The following is a 12,031-nucleotide window of genomic DNA, read 5'->3' on the forward strand; positions in this document are numbered from 1 at the left end:
GCCTGAGATGAACAGCCCGATGAACAGCCCAGCGATCAGAGGCTCGATCAGCCTGTTGGCCGGCGCCATGCTGCTGGCCAGCAGCGCCGCCTTCGCCAACGTCGAACCGGCCCCGGCCGCCGCGCCCGGCAAGCAGCCGACCGTGGCCAAGGAGCTGCAACAGGCCAAGACCTACACCGTCAGCAGCGCGCCCACCGCGCCGCTGCACCTGGCCAAACCGGCCCTGCCCGACCTCTCCGGCTACACCGCCGAAGCGGCGGCGGCGAAGATCGTGCGCAGCAAGCCCGGCAAGATCAGCGTGCGCCGCATGATGCAGGAAGACGCGCTGAAGGACTTTATCGGCGGTGACAACAAGATGGCCGAATGGGTGGTGCGCCAGCACGGCATCCCCCAGGCGATCTTCATCGACGACGGTTACGTCAACCTCAAGGAGCTGGCGAAGAAGCTGCCCAAACAGTACATCAGCGAAACCTCGCCGGGCGTGTACCTGGCGCGGCTGCCGATCGTGGTCGGGCGCAAGGGCATCCTGGAAATCGACCAGCAGACCCAGGAACTGCGCCTGTCCCAGGAAGGCGGTTCGTTCCTGGTCAACGACGGCCAGCTGTTCGTGCGCGACACCAAGGTCACCGGCTGGCGCGAGAAGGACAACGGCCCGGCGACCTTCAACTCGCCCAAGGAATTCCGTCCGTTCCTGCTGGCCTGGGGCGGCACCGAGACCTATATCGTCAACAGCAAGATGGCCAGCTTCGGCTACGCCAACAGTAAGTCCTACGGCGTGAGTATTTCCCAGTACACGCCGAACATGGCCAAGGTGCTCAAGCGCCCCGAACCCACCGGCTGGATCATCGGCTCGGAGTTCTCGGACATGTGGTACGGCTTCTACTGCTACGAGACCCGCGACTTCGTGGTCAAGGGCAACACCTACAAGGACAACATCGTCTACGGCATCGACCCCCACGACCGTTCGCACCGGCTGATCATCGCCGACAACACCGTCTACGGGACCAAGAAGAAGCACGGGATCATCATTTCCCGGGAAGTGAACGACAGCTTCATCTTCAACAACCGCAGCTACGAGAACAAACTTTCGGGCCTGGTGATCGACCGTAACAGCGTGAACAACCTGATCGCCGACAACGAGATCTACCGCAACCACACCGACGGCATCACCCTCTACGAGAGTGCCGACAACCTGCTGTGGGGCAACAAGGTGATCAGCAACCGGCGCCACGGCATCCGCATTCGTAACAGCGTGAACATCCGCCTGTACGAGAACGTCGCCATGGCCAACGGCCTGACCGGCGTCTACGGCCACATCAAGGACCTCTCCGACACCGACCGCGACATCAAGCTCGACCCGTTCGATGCCCAGGTGTCGCTGATCGTGGTCGGCGGCGAGCTGGCCGCCAATGGCAGCGGCCCGATGTCCATCGACTCGCCGTTGAGCGTCGAGCTGTACCGCGTGTCCATGCTCGCCCCGACCAAGAGCAGCGGCATCAGCTTCTCGGGGATCCTCGGCGAGCGCCAGGACGAAATTCTTGACCTGCTGGTGCGCCAGCAGAAAGCCGTGCTGATCGACCCTGTCGAACGCCAGACCGAAATGCACGATTGAGGATGACTGTCATGCGCCCACACCTGATCAAACTCTTGAGCCTCTCGGCATTGACCGCGGGCATTCTCGCCGCCAGTAACAGCGCTCGCGCCGATGAAACCCAGGCACCGAAGTTCACCGCCGAGCCCTGCTGCAACCTGTGCCCGGCGGCCCACGACGCGAAGAACTACACCACCCGCTACCAGCAGAACTTCACCACCCTGGTGCAAGCCCAGGGCGACTGGCTGTTCCGTACCCAGGAAGACCTGCGCACCGAATTCAACACCACCCCGGAAGGTTATCGCCGCCTGCAACAGCTGCACGACGCCTTCAAGAGCAAGGGCGTGGAGCTGGTGCTGGTCTACCAGCCGACCCGTGGCCTGGTGAACCGCAACAAGCTCAACCCACAGGAGAAGGCCAGCTTCGACTACGACAAGGCACTGAAAAACTACCAGGGCATGCTCGGCCGTTTCGCCCAGATGGGCTACGTGGTGCCGGACCTGTCGCCGCTGACCAACGAGCAACTGCCGGAGACCCTGCCGGCCCACGATTTCTACTTCCGCGGCGATCAGCACTGGACTCCGTACGGCGCCCAGCGCACGGCGAAGATCGTGGCGCAGAAGGTCAAGCAGTTGCCGGCCTTCGCCGACATTCCCAAGCGTGAGTTCGAGACCCACAAGTCCGGGCGCATGGGCAAGACCGGCACCCTGCACAACATGGCCGGCCAGCTCTGCGGCACCAGCTACGCGATCCAGTACATGGACCAGTTCACCACCGAACCCAAGGGCGAAGCCGGCGACGGCGACCTGTTCGGCGATTCCGGCAACCCGGAAATCACCCTGGTGGGCACCAGCCACAGCGGCAAGAACTACAACTTCGCCGGCTTCCTGCAGGAAGAGATCGGCGCCGACATTCTCAACGTCGCCTTCCCCGGCGGTGGCTTCGAAGGCTCCATGCTGCAGTACCTGGGCAGCGAGGAATTCCAGACCAAGCCACCGAAGATCCTGATCTGGGAATTCTCGCCGCTGTATCGCCTGGACCAGGAAACCATCTACCGGCAGATGATGGCCCTGCTCGACAACGGCTGCGAAGGCAAGCCGGCGCAAATGAGCGCCAGCGCCACCCTCAGGCCCGGCAAGAACGAGCTGATGGTCAACAGCAAGAACATGGACCTGCGCAACAGCAGCCACCAGGTCGATATCCGCTTCGCCGACACCTCGGTGAAAACCCTGCAAGCCACCCTCTGGTACATGAACGGGCGCCACGAGGACATCAAGATCGACAAACCGGAAACATCCGACACCGACGGGCGTTTCGCCTTTGAACTGCGCACCGACGAAGACTGGGCCTCGCAAAACCTGCTGGCGGTCGAAGTCCAGGGTCCGGAAGCCGGCGCCGCGGCACAGAAAGTCGAAGCGAAAATTTGCAAACGCAACGTATTCCCGGACGCCGGTCAACGCACCGCGCAAATCGGGCAATGAGGTTCCTATGCAAAGCAAAACGCTGAAACAGTTACTGGCACCGAGCCTGTTGAGCCTGGCGATGTTCGCAGGCCTGACCCAGGCCGCGGCCCCACTGCGCCCGCCCCAGGGTTATTACGCGCCGGTGGATAAATTCAAGAGCGGCGACCACAGCGAAGGCTGCGACGCCATGCCCGCGCCTTACACCGGCTCGCTGCAATTTCGCAGCAAGTACGAAGGTTCGGACAAGGCTCGCGCGACCCTCAACGTGCAATCGGAAAAAGCCTTTCGCGACAGCACCGCCGACATCACCAAGATCGAGCGCGGCACCAGCAAGCGGGTGATGCAGTTCATGCGCGACGGCCGTCCGGAACAATTGGACTGCACCCTGAGCTGGCTGAGCGCCTGGGCCCAGGCCGACGCGTTGATGTCCAAGGACTTCAACCATACCGGCAAGTCCATGCGCAAATGGGCCCTGGGCAGCATGGCTTCGGCCTACCTGCGCCTGAAGTTCTCCGACTCCCATCCGCTGGACACTCACCAGCAGCAGGCGCAGCAGATCGAGGCCTGGTTCAGCAAGATGGCCGACCAGGTGGTCAGCGACTGGGACAACCTGCCGCTGGAGCAGACCAACAACCACTCGTACTGGGCCGCCTGGTCGGTGATGGCCACCGCCGTGGCGACCAACCGCCGCGACCTGTTCGACTGGGCCGTGAAGGAATACAAGGTCGGCGCCCACCAGGTCGACGCCGACGGCTTCCTGCCCAACGAACTCAAGCGCCAGCAACGTGCCCTGGCCTATCACAACTACGCCCTGCCGCCGCTGGCGATGATCGCCAGCTTCGCCCAGGTCAACGGCGTCGACCTGCGCCAGGAAAACAACGGCGCCCTGAAACGCCTGGGCGAGCGGGTGCTGGCCGGGGTGAAAGACCCGGATGAGTTCGAGGAAAAGAACGGCAAGGAACAGGACATGACCGACCTCAAGGTCGACTCGAAATTCGCCTGGCTCGAACCCTTCTGCAGCCTCTACACCTGCGCTCCGGATGTACTGGAACGCAAGCACAAGATGCAACCGTTCAAGACCTTCCGCCTGGGTGGCGACCTGACCAAGGTCTACGACCCCTCGCATGAGAAGGGCAACAAGGGTTCATAAGCGACACCTGTAGCCGCTGCCGAAGGCTGCGATCGACTGCGAAGCGGTCGTGCTTTTGAGGCCGAGGGAAGGCCCTTCGGGCCTTATCGCAGCCTACGGCAGCGGCTACAGGGAATGATGTGAATGCAATACGCCGCCCCCGGTTTTTCACGGGGGGGTTTGGGGGGGCTCTGGCCCTTTACTGTTGGTCAAACATGGAGAGATCGGGATGGTTTTCTCATCCAATGTGTTCCTGTTCCTGTTCTTGCCGATCTTTCTCGGCTTGTACTACCTGAGCGGGCAACGCTATCGCAACCTGCTGCTGCTGATCGCCAGCTACGTGTTCTATGCCTGGTGGCGGGTGGACTTCCTGGCGCTGTTCGCCGGCGTCACCCTGTGGAACTACTGGATCGGCCTGAAAGTCGGCGCCGCCGGTGTACGCACCAGGCCGGCCCAGCGCTGGCTGCTGCTCGGCGTGGCGGTCGACCTGTGCATCCTCGGCTACTTCAAGTACGCCAACTTCGGCGTGGACAGCCTCAACGCGATCATGACCTCGTTCGGTCTGGAGCCGTTCATCCTGACCCACGTCCTGTTGCCGATCGGTATCTCGTTCTACATCTTCGAGTCCATCAGCTACATCATCGACGTCTACCGCGGCGACACCCCGGCCACCCGCAACCTGATCGACTTCGCGGCGTTCGTGGCGATCTTCCCGCACCTGATCGCCGGCCCCGTGCTGCGTTTTCGTGACCTGGCCGACCAGTTCAACAACCGCACCCACACCCTGGACAAGTTCTCCGAAGGCTGCACGCGCTTCATGCAGGGCTTCATCAAGAAAGTGTTCATCGCCGACACCCTGGCGGTGGTCGCCGACCATTGCTTCGCCCTGCAGAACCCGACCACGGGCGACGCCTGGCTGGGCGCCCTGGCCTACACCGCGCAGCTGTACTTCGACTTCTCCGGCTACAGCGACATGGCCATCGGCCTGGGCTTGATGATGGGTTTTCGCTTCATGGAAAACTTCAAGCAGCCCTACATCAGCCAGTCGATCACCGAGTTCTGGCGGCGCTGGCATATCAGCCTGTCCACCTGGCTGCGCGACTACCTGTACATCACCCTGGGCGGCAACCGCAAAGGCACGCTGATGACCTATCGCAACCTGTTCCTGACCATGCTGCTCGGTGGCCTGTGGCACGGCGCGAACATCACCTACGTAGTCTGGGGCGCCTGGCACGGCATGTGGCTGGCGATCGAGAAGATGCTCGGCATCAACACTTCGCCGCGCAGCCTGAACCCGATCCGCTGGGCGCTGACCTTCCTGCTGGTGGTAATGGGCTGGGTGATCTTCCGCGCCGAGAACCTGCACGTCGCCGGTCGCATGTACGGCGCCATGTTCAGCTTCGGCGACTGGTCGCTGTCGGAACTCAACCGCGCCAGCCTCACCGGCCTGCAAGTGGCGACCCTGGTCGTGGCCTACGCCACCCTGGCGTTCTTCGGCCTGCGTGACCTGTATCGCAACCCGACGCCGGTCAAGAGCAAACCCGAAATCAACACCGAGGCCGACGGTCCGGCCACCGCCCAGCCGGGCCTGATCAAGGCCGTACCGGGGGACAAGCCAGGCAGCATCCACCAGCCGGGCTACACCGTGGGCGTCGAAGCCCAGGTCCAGCCGGCCTACTGGGTCGCCGACTGGCCGCGTTACGTGATGCGCGCCCTGGTGCTGCTGCTGTTCATCGCTTCGATTCTCAAACTCTCGGCGCAAAGCTTCTCGCCGTTCCTTTACTTCCAGTTCTGAGGGATCTGACCATGACCCGCTCATTACGCGTCTTCTATATCGCCCTGTTCCTGGTGACCCTGATGGTCCTGGGCCTGTGGTCGGTGCGCAGCTTCTTCGGCTTCAGCACCAGCAACGACGCCACCGTGCTCAACGGTCGCTGGGCCAAGGCCGTGGAAACCCACTACGACGACGAGTTCCCGATCAAGCGCCTGGGCACCAACCTGTGGGCGGCCCTGGACTTCAAGCTGTTCAACGAAGGTCGTCCGGGCGTGGTGCTCGGCCGCGACCAGTGGCTCTACAGCGATGAAGAGTTCCACCCGATCGTCAACGAAGAACTCAACCTGCAAGGCAACTACGCGCTGGTCGAAGGCGTGCGCCAGGCCCTGAAAGAGAAAGGTGTGAAACTGGTGATGGCGATCGTGCCGGCCAAGGTGCGCCTCTACCCGGAACACTTGGGCGACGTCCAGCCGGCCAGCATCCACGCCAACCTCTACCAGGACTTCCACGCCCGCGTGGCGGCCGACAAGATCCTCGCCCCCGACCTGCTGGGCCCGCTGCAACAGGCCAAGCAGAACGGCCAGCAAGTGTTCCTGCGCACCGACACCCACTGGACCCCGGCCGGCGCCGAAATCGCCGCCAACCAGTTGGCCAAGGCGATCGCCGACAAGGCACCGCTGATGGGCCAGCCGCAACGCTTCGTCACCGAAGCCGAGCAGACCGTGGTGCACAAGGGCGACCTGCGCCTGTTCCTGCCCCTGGACCCGCTGTTCGAAAACCTGATGCCGGCCAAGGAGCCGCTGCAGAAACGCGTGACCCGTGCCGCCGACGATCAGCCGGCCGCCGACGACGCGCTGTTCGCCGACAACGAAGTGCCGGTGGCCCTGGTGGGCACCAGCTACAGCGCCAACCCGAACTGGAACTTCGTCGGCGCGCTCAAGCAGGCCCTGCACAGCGACGTGGTCAGCTACGCCGAAGACGGCCACGGCCCGGTGTTGCCGATGCTCAGCTACCTGAAAAGCGATGCCTTCAAGAACAGCCCGCCCCAGGTGCTGATCTGGGAGTTCCCCGAACGATATCTGCCGGTCAATAACGAAATCGGCGACGCCGACCCGCAGTGGGTCGCAGAGCTCAAACAAGCCGGCGCCCGCCAACAGAACGTAGCTGCACTCAACAAATCCGAGACGCCCGATCGGGCGCAAAACTGAAAGAGAGGTGACATCCATGACTTTCACTATCACTGCGCGTTGTCTCGCCAAGGCAATCACACTGGCTGCCGGCATGAGCGTCCTGTCCCTGCCCGCCTTCGCCGGTGGCGACGCCGCGCTGTACGGCCCGACCGCGCCCAAAGGCTCGTCCTTCGTGCGTATCTACAACGCCAGCAACCAGGAAGTCAGCGCCACCGTCGGCAGCACCAACCTCAGCGACGTCGCGCCGCTGGCCAGCAGTGACTTCAGCTTCATGCCCGGCGGCGACTACACCGCCAAGGTCGGCAGCCAGAGCGTGCCGGTGAAACTCGCCGCCGACCACTATTACACCCTGGTCAATAACGCCAGCGGCCAGCCGCAACTGATCGAAGAACCGCCGTTCAAGAACAAGCAGAAATCCCTGGTCCGGGTGCAGAACCTGAGCGACAAGGCCCTGACCCTGAAGACCGCCGACGGCAAGACCGACGTGGTCCAGTCGGTGGCCGCCAAGGGCCGTGGCGAACGTGAAATCAACCCGGTGAAAGTCAGCTTCGCGCTGTACGAGGGCGAGAAAAAAGTCAGCGACCTCAAGCCGGTCGCCCTGGAGCGCGGCGAAGCCGCGGTGCTCTACGTCACCGGCAACGGCAGCAGCCTGTCGCCAGTCTGGGTCAAGCGCCCGGTCTCGACCCGCTGATGGATCGATCGGGCAGGTGAAGGCCATTTCTGTAGCCGCTGGCGAAGCCTGCGATCGGTTGCGCAGCAATCGTGAAAACGGCTCACGCGGTCTTTCAGCAAGACCGTAGCGCCTGAGTCACGACCGCTTCGCGATCGTTCGCAGCCTGACGGCAGCGGCTACAGGGATCGGCATACACCGCCCGGCAAGCAACAAAAACAAGAGAGTGAAACGACAGAACTTTCGTGGCTCTAACCCAAACGATTTTTGAAGGAGTAACAACATGATTCCGGTGATCTTGTCAGGTGGTAGTGGCTCACGTCTTTGGCCGCTTTCGCGTAAGCAATTCCCCAAGCAGTTCCTCGCCCTGACCGGCGAACACACCTTGTTCCAGCAAACCCTCGAGCGCCTGGTGTTCGAAGGCATGGACACGCCGATCGTGGTCTGCAACAAGGACCACCGCTTCATCGTCAACGAGCAGCTGGCGGCGCGCAAACTCGAAGCCCAGCGCATCCTGATGGAGCCGTTCGGCCGCAACACCGCGCCGGCCGTGGCCCTGACCGCGATGATGCTGGTCAACGAAGGACGTGACGAGCTGATGCTGGTGCTGCCGGCCGACCACGTGCTGGAAGACCAGAAAGCCCTGCAACGCGCCCTGGCCCTGGCTACCGTGGCCGCCGAGCGTGGCGAGATGGTGCTGTTCGGCGTGCCGGCGACCAAGCCGGAAACCGGTTATGGCTACATCAAGTCGACCAATGATGCGCTGCTGCCGGAAGGCGTGAGCCGCGTCTCGCACTTCGTCGAGAAACCCGACGTCAAGCGCGCTGCCGAGTTCGTCGAGGCCGGTGGCTACTTCTGGAACAGCGGCATGTTCCTGTTCCGCGCCAGCCGCTTCCTCGAAGAGCTGAAAAAGCACGACCCGGACATCTACGACACCTGCCTGCTGACCCTGGAGCGCAGTGCCCAGGACGCCGACACCGTGGACGTCGACCCGGCCACCTTCGCCTGCTGCCCGGACAACTCCATCGACTACGCGGTGATGGAAAAGACCCAGCGCGCCTGCGTGGTGCCGCTGAGCGCCGGCTGGAGCGACGTGGGCTGCTGGTCGTCGCTGTGGGACGTGCATGAAAAGGACGCCAACGGCAACGTCAGCAAGGGCGACGTAGTGATCCAGGACAGCCGCAACTGCATGATCCACGGCAACGGCAAACTGGTGTCGGTGATCGGCCTGGAAAACATCGTAGTGGTGGAAACCAAGGACGCCATGATGATCGCCCACAAGGACAAGGTCCAAGGCGTGAAGCAACTGGTCAACACCCTCAACGAACAGGGCCGCAGCGAAACCCAGAACCACTGCGAGGTCTACCGTCCGTGGGGTTCCTACGACTCGGTGGACATGGGCGGGCGCTTCCAGGTCAAGCACATCTCGGTCAAGCCGGGCGCGTGCCTGTCCCTGCAGATGCACCACCACCGCGCCGAACACTGGATCGTGGTCAGCGGCACCGCCGAAGTCACCTGCGACGAGAACGTGTTCCTGCTTACCGAAAACCAGTCCACCTACATCCCGATCGCCTCGGTGCACCGCCTGCGCAACCCGGGCAAGATCCCGCTGGAGATCATCGAAGTGCAATCGGGCAGCTACCTGGGCGAAGACGACATCGAACGCTTCGAAGATATCTACGGGCGCTCTACTCCGGTGGAACGCGGCATCTCGGTGAAAACCATCGCCCAGTAACCACAGCGACAAGTTTCAAGCGGCAAGCTGCAAGTAAAAGCAGGGAGTCGTTGCCAGCAAGTCCTTGCCCCCCGTCCGACCGACTGCGTCCCCTATCCGCAGGCGGTTGGGCGGGGGATTTTTTATGTCCGCGCGCCTGAACGAGGACCTCCTGTAGCCGCTGCCGCAGGCTGCGATAAGGCCGAAGGCCTTCCAGCGATCTCATGACCCTGCGCCCGCTTCGCGGTCGATCGCAGCCTGCGGCAGCGGCTACAGTCGTTTCGCCAATTCCTACCCGACATTTCGAAAACACCGCAGGGCGTTTCAGATAGCTCTCAACGACTCCATCCATACCGCTCATTAGTGTTTCGCGAGGCTCAAACACATAGCGAACACAGCGATGGCCGAGCAACCCTCCGGCAACAAATACACCACCGATTCTCGTGGCGAACCGACCCCGATGCCTCGTGTGCTGCGCCCGGCCAACCCCAATCCACCGCTGCCGGGCGCACGTACAAATAACACTTCGATACTGACCACGCCTCAAGGCCTTGACGCTCCGGTGAAACCACCACAAGTCCAGCCCCCGGCACCGGTCGCTCCCGGCTTCTACATCGTGCCCCGGAGCATGCCGCTGAGCGAGTTGCAGCGCCGCCTGTTCGACAGCCCCTCATCCGACGTCCTGGCCAAATATCTGGCCCTCAATCCGGGCCTTGGCGATACGGTCAAGGCCGGCAGCCTGATCGTGCTCAGCGACCCCGCCAACCACGCCTGCACCTACGAGGAAGCACAACTCATGCTCGCCGCCGAGCAGGTTAAGATCGCCCTCGAACCGCTGACGCCCGACGAAGCCGACTTTATGGTCCGCCATCAGGCCGAGATCGCCGGCTTTACCGGCCAGGCCTCGACCTGGCTGGGCATCGGCACCGCGACGATGGGCAAACACCTGGACAAACTGCGCGAGACCCTGCACGACATGGAACGTCTGCATCAAGACAGCTACCGCCAACACGGCCACCTCAAATCCCCCGAGTTCTTCGCCCGGCGCCAGCAATTGCTCAGGCAACTGGACGCCCAACTGCTGAACTCCACCCGCCTGCGCGGCTACACCACCCTGAGCGACCACCCCAAACTGAAAACCGCCCTCGGCCTCTCCAGCCGCAGCCTGGTCCATCAATGGGACAAGGCCGGTGGGCCCGGGCAGATACCGGGCTATGTCGCCCACGTAAAATCGGTCAGCCGTGCGGCGAAGTACATGCAGATGGGTGGGTATGTGGGGATTGCGCTGGGTGGGGTTTCGTCGGTATTGAAGGTTCAGGAGGTCTGTCAGGGGGGGTCAGATAATCAGAGTTGCAGGAAGGTGATGTTTACTGAGACGGGGAAGTTTGTCGGGTCAACCGCTGGAGGAATACTGGGTACTGAAACCGCAATGGCAGGAAGCAGATTTATTTGTGCTGCTCTCGGGGCCTCTACCGCAATTGGCGGAGTGCTATGTGTTGCAACCTTGGTAGGCGTAGGAGCATCCCTGGGAACAGATTCTGGTGATGTGATTGGGGAGAGGATTGGGGAAATCATTTATGAGCGCGCGCAGCCATGGTAGATGAGAAATTCTGGTATTCAGGGATCGCGCTTGTACTACTCCTCTGTCCAGTTCTGCTAGCTCTTGCAAGTCTTACATTCAGCTACTACCTGAGTCGCCGCCACTTGAAAGAGATGCTGGTAGCCATGCAGGAGAGTTCTTACTTCTATGGATGGCTCGACAAGCTTCCCTATCAGGGATGGTTCGAGCGCATTCTGATGTTTGTCAGCGTTCGAGGAATGATGCTCTTCCCTAACGCCGGAGTTCGTAGAGGCTTTCTTTGTGCAAAGGATGTACGCAATTTCCCTCCACGACTGAAACACCTTCTGACTGTAAAAAATACGTTGGACGGCGTCGTGATCCTATGGACAGCCATTGTGTATACGTTTTTGAAGTTGGATAGCTGATGACCTCTATGGAGCTTTACACGTCTTGTGGGATGAAGGCATCCAAGACAGTTGTTCAGGTGATGAGCCGGGAAAGAACTGAGGAAGTTATTTACGGGGTAATCCGACCATGATGGCAAAGAGTTTTTGGTATTCATGGTTAGGCCTCGTACTGGTCGCCAGTCCGCTTCTACTGTGCGTAATAAACCTCTTGTTCAGCTACTACCTGAGCCGTCGCTACCTGAGAGAAATGCTGGAGGCCCTGCAACGGAACCAACACTTTTATCGCTGGGCCGAGAGCCTTCCCTACGAGGGATGGTTCACCCATTTTTTTATGCTGGCCGCCGTTCGAGGATCGATGCTTTGGCCTGGTCCTGCGGTTCGTAGAGGCTTTCTTTCCGAGGAAGACATAGACAACTTCCCTCCCCATCTCCAACGCCTGTTAACTATCAGGAACTGGATGGATGTTGTGCTACTGACCTGGGGCTCGATCATGTATGCGTTGTTGAAATTAACAGGCTGACTTTCTCTAGCC

The 12,031-nt window shown here is 61.6% G+C and carries 10 protein-coding genes; all 10 read left to right on the plus strand.

From position 1 onward, the window contains the following. The first annotated feature begins 7 nt into the window (after positions 1-7). The 10 genes from algG (at position 8) to CRO75_RS13190 (ending at position 12,019) form a co-directional block, all read left to right on the plus strand. The gene (algG, locus tag CRO75_RS13145) at positions 8-1,612 is read left to right on the plus strand and encodes a mannuronan 5-epimerase AlgG (RefSeq protein ID WP_097135844.1); all 1,605 of its coding nucleotides are present in this window, start codon (positions 8-10) and stop codon (positions 1,610-1,612) included. 11 nt (positions 1,613-1,623) lie between these two features. Continuing rightward, entirely contained in the window at positions 1,624-3,072 is a 1,449-nt protein-coding gene (locus CRO75_RS13150) for an alginate O-acetyltransferase (RefSeq protein ID WP_097135846.1), read from the plus strand. 7 nt (positions 3,073-3,079) lie between these two features. Further along, a complete protein-coding gene (locus tag CRO75_RS13155; protein WP_092417938.1) occupies positions 3,080-4,204 on the plus strand; it encodes a mannuronate-specific alginate lyase in 1,125 nt (374 codons plus the stop codon). Positions 4,205-4,412: 208 nt separating this feature from the next. Next, positions 4,413-5,978, plus strand: a complete 1,566-nt coding sequence (locus CRO75_RS13160) for an MBOAT family protein (RefSeq protein WP_097135848.1) — start codon at positions 4,413-4,415, stop codon at positions 5,976-5,978. An 11-nt stretch (positions 5,979-5,989) separates the two neighbouring features. Then, entirely contained in the window at positions 5,990-7,165 is a 1,176-nt protein-coding gene (locus CRO75_RS13165; RefSeq protein ID WP_009042267.1) for an alginate O-acetyltransferase, read from the plus strand. Between the two features lie 16 nt (positions 7,166-7,181). Further along, positions 7,182-7,838, plus strand: coding sequence for an alginate O-acetyltransferase AlgF (locus CRO75_RS13170; RefSeq protein ID WP_097135850.1), 657 nt, complete (start codon positions 7,182-7,184; stop codon positions 7,836-7,838). A gap of 262 nt (positions 7,839-8,100) precedes the next feature. After that, entirely contained in the window at positions 8,101-9,552 is a 1,452-nt protein-coding gene (locus tag CRO75_RS13175) for a mannose-1-phosphate guanylyltransferase/mannose-6-phosphate isomerase (RefSeq protein WP_097135851.1), read from the plus strand. 379 nt (positions 9,553-9,931) lie between these two features. Further along, positions 9,932-11,131 carry a hypothetical protein gene (locus CRO75_RS13180; protein WP_097135853.1) on the plus strand — a complete coding sequence of 400 codons (1,200 nt, stop codon included), beginning with the start codon at positions 9,932-9,934 and terminating at the stop codon, positions 11,129-11,131. Further along, positions 11,125-11,517, plus strand: a complete 393-nt coding sequence (locus CRO75_RS13185; protein WP_009042263.1) for a hypothetical protein — start codon at positions 11,125-11,127, stop codon at positions 11,515-11,517. The genes CRO75_RS13180 and CRO75_RS13185 overlap by 7 nt, the downstream gene beginning before the upstream one ends. Positions 11,518-11,626: 109 nt before the next feature. Then, positions 11,627-12,019, plus strand: coding sequence for a hypothetical protein (locus tag CRO75_RS13190; protein WP_177409746.1), 393 nt, complete (start codon positions 11,627-11,629; stop codon positions 12,017-12,019). Positions 12,020-12,031: the final 12 nt, after the last annotated feature.

Origin of the sequence: Pseudomonas sp. LAMO17WK12:I10 (assembly GCF_900215185.1) — a bacterium.
Classification (GTDB): Bacteria; Pseudomonadota; Gammaproteobacteria; order Pseudomonadales; family Pseudomonadaceae; genus Aquipseudomonas; species Aquipseudomonas chlororaphis.

Excerpts from the sequence above, each read along its gene's own strand:
- algG (WP_097135844.1), top strand. The coding sequence starts at position 8 with ATGAACAGCCCGATGAACAGCCCAGCGATCAGAGGCTCGATCAGCCTG.
- CRO75_RS13150 (WP_097135846.1), top strand. The coding sequence starts at position 1,624 with ATGCGCCCACACCTGATCAAACTCTTGAGCCTCTCGGCATTGACCGCG.
- CRO75_RS13155 (WP_092417938.1), top strand. The coding sequence starts at position 3,080 with ATGCAAAGCAAAACGCTGAAACAGTTACTGGCACCGAGCCTGTTGAGC.
- CRO75_RS13160 (WP_097135848.1), top strand. The coding sequence starts at position 4,413 with ATGGTTTTCTCATCCAATGTGTTCCTGTTCCTGTTCTTGCCGATCTTT.
- CRO75_RS13165 (WP_009042267.1), top strand. The coding sequence starts at position 5,990 with ATGACCCGCTCATTACGCGTCTTCTATATCGCCCTGTTCCTGGTGACC.
- CRO75_RS13170 (WP_097135850.1), top strand. The coding sequence starts at position 7,182 with ATGACTTTCACTATCACTGCGCGTTGTCTCGCCAAGGCAATCACACTG.
- CRO75_RS13175 (WP_097135851.1), top strand. The coding sequence starts at position 8,101 with ATGATTCCGGTGATCTTGTCAGGTGGTAGTGGCTCACGTCTTTGGCCG.
- CRO75_RS13180 (WP_097135853.1), top strand. The coding sequence starts at position 9,932 with ATGGCCGAGCAACCCTCCGGCAACAAATACACCACCGATTCTCGTGGC.
- CRO75_RS13185 (WP_009042263.1), top strand. The coding sequence starts at position 11,125 with ATGGTAGATGAGAAATTCTGGTATTCAGGGATCGCGCTTGTACTACTC.
- CRO75_RS13190 (WP_177409746.1), top strand. The coding sequence starts at position 11,627 with ATGATGGCAAAGAGTTTTTGGTATTCATGGTTAGGCCTCGTACTGGTC.